The organism is Demequina pelophila (assembly GCF_000971175.1).
Lineage (GTDB): Bacteria > Actinomycetota > Actinomycetes > Actinomycetales > Demequinaceae > Demequina > Demequina pelophila.
On the sequence record NZ_BBLY01000001.1, the window covers coordinates 251,365 to 268,065 of the forward strand.

10 protein-coding genes are annotated in these 16,701 nt (G+C 71.7%); 2 read left to right on the top strand and 8 right to left on the bottom strand.

The genetic code is table 11. From position 1 onward, the window contains the following. Nucleotides 1–106 precede the first annotated feature (106 nt). Nucleotides 107–2,626 carry a glycoside hydrolase family 3 C-terminal domain-containing protein gene (locus AOM03_RS01205; protein ID WP_062377474.1) on the bottom strand — a complete coding sequence of 840 codons (2,520 nt, stop codon included), beginning with the start codon at nucleotides 2,624–2,626 and terminating at the stop codon, nucleotides 107–109. 51 nt (nucleotides 2,627–2,677) lie between these two features. After that, nucleotides 2,678–4,687, bottom strand: coding sequence for a beta-galactosidase (locus AOM03_RS01210; protein ID WP_062377476.1), 2,010 nt, complete (start codon nucleotides 4,685–4,687; stop codon nucleotides 2,678–2,680). Between the two features lie 63 nt (nucleotides 4,688–4,750). On the opposite strand from AOM03_RS01210, the gene AOM03_RS01215 reads away from it, so the two are divergent. Both AOM03_RS01215 and AOM03_RS01220 read left to right on the top strand, forming a co-directional pair. Beyond that, nucleotides 4,751–7,120: a glycosyl hydrolase family 95 catalytic domain-containing protein gene (locus AOM03_RS01215; RefSeq protein WP_062377478.1), complete on the top strand. Its 2,370-nt coding sequence runs from the start codon at nucleotides 4,751–4,753 to the stop codon at nucleotides 7,118–7,120. Between the two features lie 160 nt (nucleotides 7,121–7,280). Then, entirely contained in the window at nucleotides 7,281–7,883 is a 603-nt protein-coding gene (locus tag AOM03_RS01220) for a DUF624 domain-containing protein (protein WP_062377480.1), read from the top strand. Nucleotides 7,884–7,949: 66 nt separating this feature from the next. Here AOM03_RS01220 and yicI read toward each other — a convergent pair whose 3' ends face one another. The 6 genes from yicI to AOM03_RS01250 form a co-directional block, all read right to left on the bottom strand. Next, complete coding sequence (yicI, locus tag AOM03_RS01225; RefSeq protein ID WP_062377483.1) at nucleotides 7,950–10,226, bottom strand: alpha-xylosidase; 2,277 nt, start codon at nucleotides 10,224–10,226, stop codon at nucleotides 7,950–7,952. Nucleotides 10,227–10,258: 32 nt separating this feature from the next. After that, nucleotides 10,259–11,275: a LacI family DNA-binding transcriptional regulator gene (locus AOM03_RS01230; protein ID WP_062377485.1), complete on the bottom strand. Its 1,017-nt coding sequence runs from the start codon at nucleotides 11,273–11,275 to the stop codon at nucleotides 10,259–10,261. Nucleotides 11,276–11,553: 278 nt separating this feature from the next. Beyond that, complete coding sequence (locus AOM03_RS01235; protein ID WP_062377487.1) at nucleotides 11,554–13,326, bottom strand: extracellular solute-binding protein; 1,773 nt, start codon at nucleotides 13,324–13,326, stop codon at nucleotides 11,554–11,556. Between the two features lie 31 nt (nucleotides 13,327–13,357). Beyond that, nucleotides 13,358–14,335 carry a carbohydrate ABC transporter permease gene (locus tag AOM03_RS01240; protein ID WP_227589836.1) on the bottom strand — a complete coding sequence of 326 codons (978 nt, stop codon included), beginning with the start codon at nucleotides 14,333–14,335 and terminating at the stop codon, nucleotides 13,358–13,360. A 12-nt stretch (nucleotides 14,336–14,347) separates the two neighbouring features. Next, nucleotides 14,348–15,370, bottom strand: coding sequence for an ABC transporter permease (locus AOM03_RS01245; RefSeq protein ID WP_082092006.1), 1,023 nt, complete (start codon nucleotides 15,368–15,370; stop codon nucleotides 14,348–14,350). A gap of 161 nt (nucleotides 15,371–15,531) precedes the next feature. Beyond that, nucleotides 15,532–16,407, bottom strand: coding sequence for an alpha/beta fold hydrolase (locus AOM03_RS01250; RefSeq protein ID WP_062377489.1), 876 nt, complete (start codon nucleotides 16,405–16,407; stop codon nucleotides 15,532–15,534). Nucleotides 16,408–16,701 lie beyond the last annotated feature (294 nt).

Below are 16,701 nucleotides of genomic sequence, written 5' to 3' on the forward strand. Positions count from 1 at the left end.
ACCAGATGGTGATTCCGGTGCGGTCCTGGGGAGAGCGACCCCACGACACACGAAGGGGCGGACCGGGCACGTGCCCGGTCCGCCCCTTCGGCGTATGCGGCGAGTGTCAGGCCTGCGCGGTGACCTCGAGGCCCACCTGGGCCGGCAGATCCTGCGAGGAGGAGCCGGCGCCGATGAGGTAGCGGCCCTCCTGGACGCGCAGGGCACCCTCGTGCAGCCAGTCCGCGGGCGCGCCCTCGAGACGCAGCGCGTCGTCCCAGACGGCCAGGCGCGCGAGCGGGAACGTCACGGCGACCTCGCGGGCCTCGCCCGGCTCCAGGCGCACGCGCTCGAAGCCGACCAGCAGGCGCAGCGGCGTGGGCAGCTCGAGCCGCTCGTCGCGCAGGGCGTAGACCTGCACCAGCTCCTCCGCGACGCGGTCGCCCGCGTTGCGGACGGTGACCGTGGCGGTCACGGTGGCCTCGTCCTCGCGTGCGACGAGGCCGGGGTGGCGGTGCGTGGGCGCCGGCGCCGGGACGGTCGCGGCGGACAGCGCCACGCCGTCGTAGGCCACCTGCGAGTAGGTGAGGCCATGGCCGAACGCGAACCGGTACGTGCCCGGCTGGTGACGGTAGGTGGCCTGCTGGCGCAGGGTGTCGTAGTCGAACAGGTCGCCGGCCTGGTCCGCGTGAGCGGGCCACGACTGCGCGAGGCGGCCGGTGGGCTCCACGTCGCCGGACAGGACGTCGATGACGCCGTGGCCGTGCTCCTGGCCGCCGTGGCTGGTCCACACGATGGTGGGCTCGTCGGCCAGGTCGCCCAGGATGTACGGGAAGCTCGACGTGAGGCACAGGACGGTCGCCGGGTTGGCGTCGCGCGCGACGCGGTAGACCTCGGCGGCGCACGCGGGCAGGTCGAGGTGCGGGCGGTCCTCGGTCTCGCGGCCCGCGAGGTGAGGGTCGTTGCCCACGGCGACGATCACCGCATCGGCTCCGGTCGCGGCCTCCGCGACGGCCGCGAGGCCCGAGCGGGTGACGCGGGCCGTGAAGCGCTCGGCCGCGTCGAGCGTGACCGCGTCGGCGGCGACCAGGCCGCCGTCGCGCATGACGCGGACCCAGCGGCCCGAGCCCAGGTGCAGGAGCGACCAGGTGCCGTCCGCGTGCACGTGGCGGCGGAAGCTCTCCTGCGCGACCCAGCCGCCCACGCGGTCCGCGTCGGCGTGCATGGGCCAGTGGCCGCCGGTGAGCAGCTTGCCGCTCGCGTGCGAGCGCAGCGTGAGCACGCCGTCGCCCCAGTCGGTCAGGTCGAACAGCGCGTCCGCCTCGCACGTGGGCGCGGCGGCCGTGACGGTCGCCCCGTCGGCGGTCGCGGTGACGTAGGCCCCGGACGATGCGGCGCGCAGGGCCACGGTGTCCGCGCCGGTGGCGACGGTCACCTGGGCGTCGGGGAAGCGCTCGGCGAGCGCGGAGGCGAGGGTCGACTTGTACGGCGGGGTGCCCGCGTACCAGTCGGTGAGGATGTCGTCCGCGAGGGGGCCCACGACGGCGATGCGGGCGGGCGCGGCGAGCGGGAGCAGGCACGCCTCGTTGCGCAGCACCACGACGGATCGCGCGACGGCCTCGCGGGCGAGGGCGCGCGACGCGGGGGTGTAGATGTCCTCGACGGTGATGCCCGCGTAGGGGTCGGCGTCGCCGTCGAACTCGCCGGTGCGCACGCGCAGCTCGAGCAGGCGCAGCACGGCCCGGTCGACCTCGTCCATGGTGAGCAGGCCCTGCTCGAGGGCGGCCGTGACCTGGTCGATCGTGGGCTGGGCGTTGGCGTCGTTGTCCGTGAAGGAGTCCATGCCGCCGCGCACCAGCGCGGCCGCGCCGTGCGTGAAGTCGGGCTCCTCGCGCTGGGTGGTCACCAGGAAGGTGGGGGCCGCGGCGTCCGAGACGATCGCGATGGATCCGGGCGCCCACGAGCGGGCCTCGGCGACCAGCTCGGGCTGGGTGTGCGCGGCCTTGCCGTTGACCCGGTTGTAGGCGAGCATCATGCCGCCGGCGGCGCCGGACTCGATGCCGCAGCGGAACGCGGGCAGCTCCTCCTCGTGGAGCGTGCGCAGCGACATCTCCGACGAGGTGACCGAGCGGTCCGTCTCGTTCGAGTAGCCCAGGAAGTGCTTGACGGCGGCGACCGTGCGCCACACCGTCGGGTGGTGGCCGCGCAGGCCCTGCGCGTACGCGGCGCCCATCGCGCCGGTGAGGTGCGGGTCCTCGGAGTAGCCCTCCTCGTTGCGGCCCCACAGCGGGTGGCGCAGCGTGTTGACCACGGGGGCCCACACGTTGAGGCTCACCGACGACTTCTCGGCGCGCTTGGCGCGCACCTCGGTCGAGGAGACCTCGCCCACGCGCTCGATGAGGTCGAGGTCCCACGTGGCCGCGAGGCCCACGGGCTGCGGGAACACGGTGGCCGTGCCCATCCACGCGGCGCCGTGCAGCGCCTCGCAGCCGGTGTGGAACTCGCCCAGGCCCAGGCGCTCGTTGGCGGGGACCACCTGGTGGAGCATCGCGATGCGCTCCTCGGTGGAGAGCCGGTCGAGCAGGTCGCGGGCGCGCGCCTCGGTCGGCTGGTCGGGCTGCCGGAACACCGGCGTCGTGTCGGTCATGCTGGATCCTTCTGGTCGGGCCCGCCGCTGGGGCGGGCGGATACGTTCGTGTCAGCCGCGCCGGTCGAGCGCGACCACATCGCCGGAGTCGAGGGAGAGGACGGGGCCCAGGTCCGCGCCGGTGAGCAGGTCGCGGCCGCCCTGGTCGAGCGTCACCGTGGCGGGTGCGCCGTGGTTGAGCAGGAACAGCACGTCGCCGCGGCGCACGGCCTCGACGCCCGCGGGCAGGTCGGCCACCGGGCCGGTCACGTCCGCGGCCGCGAGGGCCTCGGCGAGCACGGTGTCCAGGGCGGCGTCGTCCACGACGGCGCCCAGGTACCAGGCGGTTCCCTCGCCCTCGGCCCGGCGCGTGAGCGCCGGCATGCCGGTCAGGTCGCCGGAGGAGAAGCGGGCGAGCACGGTCGCATCGTCCGCGCGGAGGCGCTCGGCCAGGACCGATGCGGTGATGGGGGAGGCGGGTGCCCCCGCCCAGTCGGCGGTCGCCTGGAGGGTCACGCCCTCGTCGGGCACGCCGCCCCACTCCTCGCCGGAGACGCCCAGCAGATCCGTGAGCACGACGGGGGAGCGGCCCTGGTGGATGTGTCCGCGCGAGTCGGCCACGCCCGAGTACGGGCCCACCACCAGGCTGGCGCCGCGGCGGACCGCGGCCGTGATCTCCGCGGCGGCGTCGCTCTCGAGGATGTAGGAGTGCGGCACGAGCACGGCGTCGTAGCCCTCGAGCGAGGCGCCCGGGCGCACCACGTCCGCGGGGATGCCGCGGCTCCACAGCGACCGGTACCAGCGGTTGAGCTGCTCGAGCGTGGCCATGCGCGCGGTGGGGCGGCCCGGCTCCTCCGCGGCCCACCACGACGGCCAGTCGAACAGCACGGCGACGCGGGCGTCGATGCGTGAGCCCACGACCGGCGCGAGGGCCTTCATGTCCGCGCCCAGGCGGCACACGGTGCGGAACACCTCGGTGTCCTCGCCGGCGTGCGGCAGGAGTGCGGAGTGGTGGCGCTCGGCGCCGAACGGCGACTGGCGCCACTGGAAGAAGCAGATGCCGTCCGCGCCGCGCGCGACCGCCTGGATCGAGTCGAGCCGGCCGCGGGCGGGGCCCTTGGGCAGGTTGTGCTCGCGCCACGAGGTCGAGGAGATGGCCTGCTCCATGAGCATCCACGGGCGGCCGCCGCCCAGCGAGCGCATGAGGTCCTGGACCAGCGCCGTGTCCGCGGGGGAGTTCGCGTCGCTGTGGTCCGGGTACTGGTCGTCGGCGACGACGTCGACGTGGTCCGCCCACGTCCAGTAGTCCACGTGCGGGAAGAAGCCCATGAAGTTGGTGGTGATGGGCTGGGTCGCGCCGACGGCCCGGATGGCCTCGCGCTGCTCGTCGTAGCACGCGAGCATCTGGTCCGAGCTGTAGCGGCGGAAGTCGAGGTTCTGCGTGGGGTTGACCAGGTAGGGCATCGCGCGCGGCGGGAGCACCTCCTCGAAGGAGCGGTAGCCCTGCGACCACACGGCGGTGCCCCACGCGGCGTTGAGCGCCTCGATGGTGCCGTAGCGGCGCGTGAGCCACGCACGGAACTCGCGAGCGGCCTCGTCGCCGTAGTCGAGCTGGCCGTACTCGTTGCCCACGTGCCACATCACCACGGCCGGGTGGTCGACGTAGCGCTCCGCGAGGTCGCGGGCGATCGCGAGCGAGCGCTCGCGGTACACGCGGGAGGCGGGCGTGAACTGGTTGCGCGACCCGGCGACCAGGCGCACGCCGTTCTGGTCGACCGGCAGGATCTCGGGGTGCTCGATGCCCAGCCACGGCGGCGGCGAGGCGCACGGCGTGGCGAGGTCGACGTCGATCCCGTTGGCGTGGAGCAGATCGAGGATCTCGTCGAGCCAGGCGAAGTTGCGCTCGCCGGGGGAGGGCTCGAGGGTCGCCCAGGAGAACACGCCGACGGTGACCAGGTTGACCCCGGCCTCGACCATCAGGCGGACGTCCTCGTCCCAGGTCTCGCGGGGCCACTGCTCGGGGTTGTAGTCGCCGCCGAAGATGACGCGCGGCGCGGTGTTCTCGTGGGGGGAGGGAGGCATCCTTGGTTCCTTCTTGTCGCAATCGTCGAAGCGCTTCAACAAATCGAGCCTATACTAACCGCCGTGACTGATCAGCACCGGCGCGACGACGCGCTCCATGTCCTCCGCTACTCCCGGCCCGCGAACACCTGGCTCGAGGCGCTGCCCATCGGCAACGGGCATCGCGGCGCCATGTGCGAGGGCGGGGCCGGCCTCGAGCGGCTCTGGCTCAACGACGTCACCGCCTGGTCCGGGCCGGTGCCGGAGGGCCTCCTGCCCGACGCCGCGTCGATGGGCGCCGAGCGCCTCGGCGAGATCCGTGAGGCGCTGGCCGGGGGCGACGCGGGCCGCGCCGAGAGCCTCCTCATGGCCCAGCAGACCCCCTGGGTCCAGGCCTACCTGCCGCTCGGCCGGGTGGACATCGAGGTGGTCGGCGCCGTCGGCGAGCCCGCCGCCTACTCCCGCAGCCTCGACCTGCGCACCGCCGTGGCCGAGCACCGCTACGAGCACGGCGCGGGCGAGGTGGCACACCGCTCGTGGGCGGACATGGAGACCGGCGCGATCATGCACCGCGTCACCGCCGACCGCCCCGTGGCGCTGCGCGTGAGCATCGACAGCCCGCTGCGCCGCGCGGACGATGCGGCCGTGGACCACGATGCCTCCGACCTGGTCGCACGCCTCCTGCTCCCCGTCGACGTCGCCCCCGGGCACGAGGGCCCCGCGGAGCCGGTCCGCTACGACCCCGAGTCCGGACGACGCGGCACCGTCGCGGTCCGCGCCAGCGGCGACGCGACGGTCGAGGGCGACGTCCTGGTCTGCGCGCCCGCCACGGAGCACCTGATCGCCGTGGCGACCGCGACCTCGCCGTCGCTGCCGGGCGAACCTGCCGACGCCCGTGACGACCTCGCGCGCGCGACCGCGATCCTCGACCGTGCGGGGACCGCCAGCGCCCTGCGGGCCGCGGACGCCGATGCGCTGCTCGCCGGCCACGTCGCCGCCCACGCCGCGCAGTACGACCGCTGCGCTCTGGAGCTTCCCTCGGCCCCCGACGCACCGGACCTCGACAGCGACGCCCGCGTGGTTCGCGCTCAGGAGCGGCCCGACGAGGGCCTCGCCGCGCTCGCGTTCCACTACGGGCGCTACCTGCTCATCGCATCGTCTCAGCCCGGCGGGCTCCCGGCCAATCTCCAGGGCATGTGGAACGCCGAGCTGCCGGGCCCCTGGTCGAGCGCCTACACCACCAACATCAACCTGCAGATGGCGTACTGGCACGCGGAGACCACCAACCTCCCCGAGTGCCACGTCCCGCTGCTCGACTTCGTCGCCCGCGTCGCGCGGACCACCGGCGAGGAGGCCGCGCGCGCCCTCTACGGCTGCGACGGTTGGGTGCTGCACCACAACACCGACCCCTGGGGCCACGCCTCCGCCGTGGGCGCGGGCCACGGCGATCCCGCCTGGGCGTTCTGGCCCATGGGCGGGCTGTGGCTCGCGACGCACCTGTGGGAGCACTACCGCTTCGGCGGCGACCTCGACTTCCTGCGCGAGCGCGCCTGGCCGGTCCTCGAGTCCGCGGCGCGGTTCGCGTGCGACTGGGTGCAGACCGACGGCGAGCGCGCGTGGACCAGCCCGTCCGCGTCCCCCGAGAACCACTACGTCGACGCCGACGGCACACCGCGCGGCGTCGCCCAGACGTCGACCATGGACGTCGCCCTGGTCCGCGAGCTCGCCGCCGCGTGCGGCGAGGCCGCGCGCGTGCTCGGCCTCGACTCGGACGTCGTCTCCCGTGTCCAGGTCCTGGCGGACGCCCTGCCCGACCCGCGCATCGGCTCCCGGGGCGAACTCCTCGAGTGGGACCGCGAGCGCGAGGAGGCCGAGCCCCTCCACCGTCACCTGTCCCACCTGGTGGGGCTGTACCCGTTCGACCAGATCACGCCCGGGGCCACGCCCGACCTGGCCGGGGCCTGCGCGACGTCGATCCTGGGCCGCGGCCTCGAGAGCACCGGCTGGGCGCTCGCGTGGCGCCTGTCCATGTGGGCGCGCCTGGGCGAGCCCGCGCGCGTGCACGAGCACACCCGCCTCGCGCTCCGGCCCGCGGCCACCGGGGGAGCGGAGCACCGCGGCGGCGTGTACGCCAATCTGTTCAGCGCGCACCCGCCGTTCCAGATCGACGGCAACATGGGCCTCACCGCGGGCATCGCGGAGGCGCTGCTGCAGTCGCACGGCGGCGTGCTGCGCCTGCTCCCCGCGCTGCCGGAGCAGTGGCCCGACGGCGCCGTGCGCGGCCTGCGGGCCCGCGGCGGGGCGCTCGTCGACCTCGAGTGGCGCGGGGGCCGCCTGGTCACGGCGCGGCTGCGTGCGGCCGGCGCCCCGGTCGACGTCACGGTGGTCACCCCGGACGGCGCCGAGCGCCGCGTGCGTCTCGAGGCCGACGCGCCGGTGGTCATCGGCGCCTGACCGCACCCCGCGTCGGGAGCGCCCGGGCCACCCCGAGAGCCCGCGCGACCGGGCGGGGCCGGTGGCGGGTCCCGGCCCGCGCACGTCACACTGGAGGGCGCGACCTCGCGACCCCGCCCACGTCCGCGCGCCCTCCGCGCGCCTCACCCTAGGAGACCCATTGCGCATCGATCCGGACAGCCGCGGCGTGCAGGGGGTGACCGGCTTCCTGGAGTTCGTCGCGCTCAACGTGGTGTTCATCATCGCGTGCCTGCCGGTCGTGACCATCGGCGTCGCCACGAGCTCTCTGTTCGAGGTGACCATGCGCTACTCGGACGACGAGCGCGGCAAGCCGCTGCCGGACTTCTTCCGGGCGCTGCGCCGCAACTTCGCGCCGGCCACGCTCGTCTACCTCGCGTTCGCGATTCCCGGGGCCATGCTGGCGTTCTCCGGATTCTTCTGGCTGTCGCAGGGCAGCATCGTCTCGGGCATCGCGGGAGTCCTCGCGTTCGTCGCGGCGGCGTACTGCGTGGCCGCGTTCATCCTGGGCATGGGGCTGGTGGCCCGCTACCGCCAGACGGTCCGCCAGACGCTGCGCAACGCCCTGCTGCTGCCCGGCGCCGAGCCCGTGCGCACCTTCGCGCTCGTGCTCATCCCGGTGACGGCGGCCGCGCTCGTCGTCGTCTTCCGGCCGTTCTGGATCATCCTCATCACCGTGGGCTTCTCGACGGCCGCGTACGGCGCCGCCTTCCTGTTCCGGAGCATGTTCTCCCGCCAGGCCTGACGGCCGCCCGGATGCGCCGAGGGGGCGGGAGGCCGCATGGCCTCCCGCCCCCTCGGCGGTCGTCGATCAGCGGTGGACGCGCACGTCCACCTGGGCGTCCGCACCCTCGACCGTGGCCGATGCGGTGGTGCCCTCGCCGGTGACGCGCACCTGGACGCGGGCGCCGTCGGTGGTCACCAGGGCGATCGAGGCATCGATCGCGTCCTCCGTCGGGTAGACGTCGAGGACCAGGCCCTCGAGGTAGTCGTAGTCCGGACGGTCGGCCCGCGCGCCGCGCGGGATGACGGCGCCGGGACGCACGTAGAGGGGGAGCGAGTCGAAGCCGTGGTTCTCGCGCACCCAGCGGCCGCCCTCGACGCGCTCGCCCGTGAGGAGCGAGGTCCACGTGCCCGCGGGCAGGTAGAACTCCACGTCGCCGGTGGCGCTCATGACCGGGGCGACCAGCAGGTCGCGGCCCAGCATGTACTGGCGGTCCAGGTAGGTGACGGCCGGGTCCTCCGGGAACTCGAAGAACATGGGACGCGCGATGGAGACGCCCGTCTCGTGCGCGTCCGCGCCCGCGGCGAGCAGGTACGGCATGAGCGTGTTCTTGAGCTCGGCGAAGCGGCGGGTGATCGCGACCGCCTCGTCGTCGAATGCCCACGGCACGCGGTAGCTCTCCGAGCCGTGCAGGCGCGAGTGCGAGGACAGCAGGCCGAAGGCCACCCAGCGCTTGAACACGCCGGGGTCCGGGGTGCCCTCGAAGCCGCCGATGTCGTGGCTCCAGTAGCCGAAGCCGGACGAGGCGAGCGACAGGCCGCCGCGCAGCGTCTCCGCCATCGAGGCGTAGGTGGACGTGTTGTCGCCGCCCCAGTGGACCGGGAACTGCTGGCCGCCGGCGGTGGCGGAGCGGGCGAACAGGACGGCGTCGCCCTCGCCACGCTCGGCCTTGAGCACCTCGAACACGGCGTCGTTGTACAGCTGCGTGTAGAGGTTGTGCATCACGTGCGGGTCGGTGCCGTCGTGGTAGACCACGTCGGTGGGGATGCGCTCGCCGAAGTCGGTCTTGAGCGAGTCGATGCCCTGGCGCAGCAGGGTGCGCAGGTGCTCCTGGAACCAGGCGCGCGCCTCGGGGTTGGTGAAGTCCACCAGCGCCATGCCGGCGACCCAGAGGTCCCACTGCCACACCGAGCCGTCGGTGTTCTTGACGAAGTAGCCGCGCTCGAGGCCCTCGTCGAACAGCGGCGAGCGCTGCGCGATGTAGGGGTTGATCCACGCGCAGAGCTTGAGGTCCTTGTCGTGGAGGCGGGCGAGCATGCCCTCCGGGTCCGGGAACGTGCGCTCGTCCCAGGTGAGGTTGGTCCACTCGAACTCGCGCATCCAGAAGCAGTCGAAGTGGAACACCGACAGCGGGATGCCGCGCTCGCGCATGCCGTCGACGAAGCTCGAGACGGTGGCCTCGTCGTAGTCGGTGGTGAAGGAGGTCGACAGCCACAGGCCGTACGACCACGCCGGCACGGTCGCCGGACGGCCGGTGAGGCGGGTGTAGCGGTCGATGACGTCCTTGGGCGTGGGGCCCGCGAAGACGAAGTACTCGACCGACTGGCCGGGCACGGAGAACTGGACGCGCTCGACGGCCTCGGAGCCCACCTCGAAGGAGACGTGCTCGGGGTGGTTGACCAGCACGCCGTAGCCGCGGTTGGTCATGTAGAACGGGACGTTCTTGTAGGACTGCTCGCTCGAGGTGCCGCCGTCGGCGTTCCAGCTGTCGACGGTCTGGCCGTTCTTTACGAAGGGGCCGAAGCGCTCGCCCAGGCCGTACACGACCTCGCCGACGCCCAGGTCGAGCTGCTCGTGCGTGTACGCGCGGGCCGTCGCGCGGCCGTCAGCGGTGACGCCGGTCTCGCCTGCGGGCTCGGCCACGACGGCCGCGTCCGCGGCCAGGATCATGTGGCCGGGGCCCTTCTCGCCGGAGCCGGTCAGGCGGGTCTCGCCGTCGAAGAACTCGAGGCTCCAGGGCGCGCCGGCGCTGACGACCGCGCGCAGGCGGCCCGCGGTGACGGTGCCGGCCTCGTCCGTGATCTCCACGCCGCCCTCGCAGGCGTCCTGCGCGAGGAGGGGGAAGCCGGGGGAGCGGTGCGCGCCACGGTGGTGGTCGATGCGCACGCGGATGACGCCGTCGGCGACGGGCGCGACCGTGACCTCGAGGGCCGGCAAGTTGAGGACGTTGCCGCGCTCACGGATCTCGCGGGTGGGGGCGAGGACCTCGAGGGCGCCGTCGCGCTCGGTGAGGCGATAGGCCTCGCGCGCGTACAGGGCGGTGACGCCGGGGCGCCGCTGCCAGAAACCGTCGGTGAACTTCATGGTGTCTTTGCTCCTACGTAGGGGGGGTCGGGTCAGGCGGGGCGCGGTGCCGCGGGGACGACGGAGCCGTGGCTGAGGTAGGTCGGGGGGATGAGCGTGACGCCCGGGGCCTCGAGGCCGTCCTCGACGATGCCGGCGAGGATCTCCACGGCCTTGCCGCACGAGGCGGCGGCGTCGAGCGGGATGGTGTCGAGCGTGATCGACAGCCGCGAGGTGGGGAACGCGACGCCGGCGGCCACGACGGCCACGTCGCCGGGCACGGTCATGCCGCGCGCGGCGAGCCCGTCGAGGGCGGACTGCGCCACCTCCTCGGTGGTGTTGAGGACGAGTCCGTCGAGGTCCGGCAGGACGGCGAGCAGGTCCTCGAGCGCGCGGTCCGCGGCGTGGAGGTCGGGGTAGGCGACCGCGGGGGACAGGCCCAGCTCGCGCGTGTGCGCGGCGAAGGCGTCGCGGAAGCGCAGCGGGAAGTTCGACTCGCGCAGGACGGCGGTGCGGGGGTGGGAGATGAGGCCGATGCGCCGGCGGCCGGCGGCGACGAGCGCGTCGACCGCCTCGCGGGCCGCGGCGGCGAAGTCGAGGTCGACGCACACGATGCCGTCGGTGCGGTCGGGGATGCCGATGAACACCGCGGGGTGGTTGAGGGCCCGGGCGAGGTCGGCGCGCTCGTCGTGCGCCGCGACGTCGAGCACGACGATGCCGTCGGCGAGGGCGGTGGCGGCGCTGCGGCGCATGCCCTCGGAGGCGTCGTCGTCGACCAGGAGGAGCGTGTCGTAGCCGTGGGCGCGTGCGGCCTTGGTGACCTCCAGGGCGAAGACCATGTGGGCGCTCTGGTCGGTGTCCGGGTGCAGCGGGGCGGTGACGGCCATGATCTGCGCGCGCTTGGCGGCGAGCATGCGCGCGGAGGCGTTCGGGAGGTAGCCGAGGCGCTCGACCGCGTCGAGCACGCGCTGGCGCGTGTCCTGGCGGATGGACCGCTTGCCCGAGAGCGCGTACGACACGGTGGATGCGCTGACGCCCGCCTCGCGGGCGACGTCCTCGATGGTGGGCATGATGACCTCGCTGTCGGATCATGGCGCTGTCGAAGCGCTTCGATAGTGTGTTACAGGTGACCTTATGTCACGCGGCGGCGGGCGGCAAGCCCGAGCCGTTCGCGTGTCGCGGGGGGAGTGCGGCGCGCGGTGCGGTGGGGCGGGGATGGGGGCGGGAGAGGCGCACCTGGTTCGAGGGCTACGCGGCGCCCGACGTCCTCCGCCCCCACGTGACGCGAGGCCCGCGCTCGATGGTCGATCGAGCACGGGCCCCGCGGTCAGTGGCGCCTAGTCGAGGATCACTCGAAGGCGGCGGTGATGGCGAGGCGGGCGTCGTTCTGCGCCTTGGCATTCGCCATGTCGACCTCGAGGACCTGGGCGAAGCCGAGGCCCTCGGCCTTCGACTGGAGGTCAGCGAGAAGCGACTCGAACTGCGCGTCGTCCTGCGCGAAGACCAGCTGCCACGAGTAGGTCACGACGACGTCCTTGATCTGGTTGCGCAGCGTCTCGATCTCCGACGAGTCGGTCGGGGTGGTGAAGGACGCACCGGGGGCGACCAGCACGGCGTCGTTCTGCTCGAGGTACTCCATGGTGGTCATGGCGCCGCCCATGTGCTCCGACCAGTCCGCGTGCAGCGCGGTCTCGGTGTGCTCCTGGTAGCTGGGCCACGACTTGTACGAGAACGGGAGGCCGGTTGCGGTGTCGGTGTCCTCGGGCAGCACGGCGCTCACGTTGAGGGCCGAGGTGCCGTCGATGTACGAGCCGCCGCCCCACTCCTCGGGCACGGTCGCGTCGCCACCGAGGAAGACCTCGAGGCCGAAGTCGGTGAGCGCGGGCTCGCCGTCCTCGGCGATCTCCCAGGTGAGGCCCTCGGGGCCCGCGGCGCCCATGGTCTGGCTGTTGTTCATGTACGTGCCCTCGGGCGAGTACAGCCAGTCGATGAACGCGGCCATGCGCTCGGGGTCCTCGGCCTGCGAGCCGATGGCGATGACCTGGTCGCCGCCGTACGCCTCGGCGCCGTAGGAGAAGATCTCCATGTCCTTCAGCGGGGCGATCATGAAGCCCTTGCCCGCGGAGGTGTTCGCGTCGGTGTTGAACGCCGACTGGCCGAGCCACGGCCACCAGGAGAAGAGCACCTGGCCGTTCTGGAACTTCGAGAACAGCGTGTCGTAGTTCTGGGTGGTCGACTCGGGGTCCATGAGGCCCATCTGGTTCGCCTCGTAGTAGAAGCGCATGGTGCGGATGTACTCGGAGTCCGAGTCGATGATGCTCTGGTAGTCGGAGCCGTCCGCCTTGGCGAGCACGAAGCCCACCTCGTCGTAGCCGTAGAAGGTGGTGGGCTGCTTGCCCGTCACCATCATGTTGCCGTCCCAGTCCTTGAACAGCGACAGCGGGTAGACCGTCTGGCCGTTCTCGGTGGTCGGGTGGAGCTCCTGCATGCCCTTGAGCACGGGGAGGAGGTCCTCGAGGGTGTCGATCTCGGGGTAGCCGAGCTCCGCGTAGAGGTCCCAGCGGATGAAGGGGCCGAAGGTGGGGTCGAAGCCCTCGGACGACTGGGTCGGGAGGAGCGACGACACCTGGGTGGGCGTCGCGTACACGCCGTCCGTGCCCTCGTTGAGGTGCTGCACGGCGGTGTCGAACTCCGCGACGTGCTCCATCGCGGGGTAGTAGTCCGCCATGTCGAGCAGGAGCCCGCCCTGGATGAGCTCGTTCATGCGGGTGCCCTTGTCGGTGACGATGAGGTCACCCAGGTCGCCCGCCGCGACGCGCGTGTTGTACAGAGTGTCGCCACCGCCCGCGACGTTCGGGGCGATGATGTTGAGGTTCATGTTGAACTTGTCCTTGACCACCTGGGCGAACCAGCCGGTCTGCATGCCCATGTAGTTGGCGAGACCCGAGAACACGTCGATCGTGATCTCGTCCTCCCACTGGGCGGGGAATTCCGTGATCGGGCCGGCGGTGGTGCCCTCGGCACCGTCCGTCGACGAGGTGGAGTCCGAGGCGCAGGACGAGAGCGCGCCGGCCGCGAGCAGAGCGGAGGCGGCCAGGGCCACCGAGCGCTTCAGCTTCATTGCTGGGTTCCTTTCTGGAGGGGGTTGTGGGTCAGCCCTTCACCGCGCCGAGCATGATGCCCTTGACGAAGAAGCGCTGGAACAGCGGGTAGATGAAGATGATGGGAAGCACCACGAGCACCGACACGGTCATGCGGATGGACGTGGGGGTCTGAGTGGAGGCGGCGTCCGCAAGGGCGCCCAGGTTTCCACCGGCGTTCGCGGCGGCCTGAGCGAGGGAGTTCGCCTGGTTGATGAACATGTAGAGCAGGTACTGAAGGGTGTACAGGCTCTGGTCCGTGATGTAGATCAGGGTGTCCTGGAAGGAGTTCCACTGGGACACGGCCGCGAAGATCGCGATGGTCGCGAGGATGGGCGTCATGTTCGGCAGGTAGATCGTGAGGAAGATGCGCGCGATGCCGGCGCCGTCGACCTCCGCGGCCTCCTGCAGCTCGCGGGGCATGCCCTCGACGTAGGTCTTCACCAGCACGATGAAGAACGGCTGCACCACGAACGGGAGCACGTAGACCCAGAAGTTGTTGGTCAGGCCCAGGTTCTTCATGATGATGAACATCGGGATCAGACCCGCGCTGAAGTACATGGTGACGACCAGGAAGCGGTACCAGAACTGGCGGCCCCACATCTGGCGCTGCGAGAACATGAAGCCCAGGAAGGCCGAGGCGAACACGGTCGCCGCGGTGCCGAGCACGGTACGCGCGACGGAGACCGCGGCGGCGGAGGTCAGGCCGTTGAGCTGGAAGACCTGCTCGAAGTTGGCCAGGTGGAAGCCCACCGGGACGAGGCGGACCTCGCCCAGGGCCGACACGTCGTTCGCGCTGACCGAGTTGATGATCAGGTAGTAGAACGGGTACACGCACAGCAGCGCGAGGACGACGAAGATCGCGTAGTTCCAGGTGTGGAAGGCGTAGTCGCCCGCCGTGCGGTCCTGCTTGCGCTTCTTGTTCGGCTTGACGGGTTCCACGGCGGCCGAGGAGGACTCGGCGGCGGGGGAGATGGTCTCGGTGGTCACAGGAGATCCCCTTTACACGAGCGACTGGCCGCGGACGCGCTTGGCGATCGCGTTGACGGTGAACAGCAGGACGACCGAGATGAGGCTCTTGAGCATGCCGATCGCGGTGGCCATCGACATGGAGTTACCCGTGAGGCCGATGTTGTAGACGTAGAGGTCGAGGACCTGGATGTGCTCCTTGTTGAAGGCGTTCTGGAACACGAAGTACTGCTCCATGCCGTTGTTCAGGAGGTTCGCGACCGAGAGCAGCAGCAGCACCAGGTAGGTGGGCATGAGCTGCGGGATCGTGACGTACCACATGGTCTGGAAGCGACCGGCGCCGTCCATCTTGGCGGACTCGTACAGCGACGGGTCCACGCCGGCGATGGCGGCGAGGTAGATGATCGCGCCCCAGCCCAGGCCCTTCCAGATGCTCCAGGCGGTCATCGTCAGCCACACGTGCTGGTCCGAGTCGAGGAACTTCATGGGCGTGGTGATGAGGCCCGCGTCCATGAGGACGTCGTTGACCAGGCCGGTGCTCGAGAAGAGCGAGAAGGCGATCATGTAGACGAGCACCCACGAGATGAAGTTGGGGAGCGTCGTCAGGGTCTGCACCATGTTGCGGAACCACTTGACCCGGACCTCGTTGAGGAAGACCGCGAAGATCAGTGGCAGCACGGAGGTCGCGATGCCCAGGAAGCTGATCGCGAAGGTGTTGGTGAGCACCTTGCCGATCTGCTCGACCTGCGCCGGCGAGCTCACCAGCAGGCGGAACCACTGGAAGCCCACGAACTCGGAGCCCGACAGGCCCAGCGCGGGCTTGTAGTCGTAGAGGGAGTAGATCCAGCCGTACAGCGGGAAGTACGAGAAGAGGAAGGCGAGCACCAGGAACGGGGAGACCCACAGGAACATCCCGAAGTTCGTCTTGCGACGGCGCGCGGGCTTGTCGCCCTTGGCCGGCGTGGCGGTCTTGCCAGGCTCCGTGGATCCCGGGCCCGAGCCCTGGTGATCGACGGTGGTCGCCACCGTCTCCTGTACGACGCTTGAGGTAGTCACGCATCACTCCGCTTCTGGATGCCCGATGTCGGACGTGTCACTCGACATGTGCTGTCCATGTCCACTCCCTTGTGTGAGGACGATGCCGCCGGGCCGGGAATTCGTTTTGCCCAACAACATTCGAAACGCTTCGATAAACATAGGTGAAGCGCTTCGACTCGTCAAATTTTCATGGTGTCGGCGTGGCGCGCGGCCCCGCCGGTTCCGCCGGTCGGCGGGACGATCCGGTCGAGCAGGCCTGCGGCCGCCGCGAGGGCGTCCGCGAACCTGTCTCGATGGATGCTGTGCCCGGCGCCCGCGATGTGGCGCACCTGTCCGTGCCGCAGCACCGTGGCGGCCTCGCTCGCGACCTCGGGGGTGACGATGGCGCCGCGCTCGGGATCGCCCGTGACCAGCAGGGTGGTGCACTCGATGCCCTCCAGCGCCGCGCGCCAGGCGCGCCCGAGCCCGCCGTCGAGCAGCGCGAGCGCGCGGTGGTCCAACTGCGCCTTGGTCTGCGCCCAGGGCGCGAGCTCGTCCTCGTGCCAGCCGGGGTTCTCGCGGCGGGCCATCGCCAGCCGCTCCTGGTCGGACATCTCGCGCACGCTGGAGAGCAACTCGATGAACGCCCGCAGGTGAGGGTCGTCCGTGGTGGCGCCCGAGGCATCGTCCGCCGGCTCCGCGGCGAACGGCGGGTCCTCGAGGATCAGTCCGCGCACCAGGTCCGGGCGCGCGGCGGCCAGCCGAGCCGCGGTCTCCGCGCCCATGGAGTGCCCCCACACGAGCACGGGGCCCAGGTCGAGCGCCTCCACGATGGCGGCGGCGTCCTCGACGAGCGCCTCGACGGTGGGGTCCGCGGCGAGGCGGGCGGAGGCGCCGTGGCCGCGTGCATCGGGCATGACGATGTCGAAGCGGTCCGCGAGCGCGTCGGCGACGCGCGTCCACACGGCGCCGCCGTCGGTGATGCCGTGCAGCAGGAGCAGGGTGGGCGCGCCCGAGGAGGTGCGCCGACGGTAGGCCAGGGTCGCCTGCGGCGTCGTGACTGTGCCGTGCTCCACTGCGCGTCTCCCGTGGTCGTCGTCGGGCTCTGCGTCCGTGTCGCGAGCCCGGCGAACACGGTATGTCCCGCTTCCGCCCCATCTGCGGTCGTTTGGTCCCAGTTGCGACCGCGTGTGAGGTAGGCCACGCGAGGGGCGCCGTCTCGTGCGGGATGCGCCCCCGAGGCGCTCGTCTTGCTATCTGAGACTGCACATCCGGTATGTAAGATGCGTCTCGCAACCTCGCTGGTGGCGTCCCTCAACGCGGGCGCGACCGGGCGGTTACCCTCGAAGACAACTGCGACGGAGGAGAAA

Coding starts and splice junctions, on each gene's coding strand:
- AOM03_RS01205 (WP_062377474.1), bottom strand. CDS start 2,626: ATGACCGACACGACGCCGGTGTTCCGGCAGCCCGACCAGCCGACCGAG.
- AOM03_RS01210 (WP_062377476.1), bottom strand. CDS start 4,687: ATGCCTCCCTCCCCCCACGAGAACACCGCGCCGCGCGTCATCTTCGGC.
- yicI (WP_062377483.1), bottom strand. CDS start 10,226: ATGAAGTTCACCGACGGTTTCTGGCAGCGGCGCCCCGGCGTCACCGCC.
- AOM03_RS01230 (WP_062377485.1), bottom strand. CDS start 11,275: ATGCCCACCATCGAGGACGTCGCCCGCGAGGCGGGCGTCAGCGCATCC.
- AOM03_RS01235 (WP_062377487.1), bottom strand. CDS start 13,326: ATGAAGCTGAAGCGCTCGGTGGCCCTGGCCGCCTCCGCTCTGCTCGCG.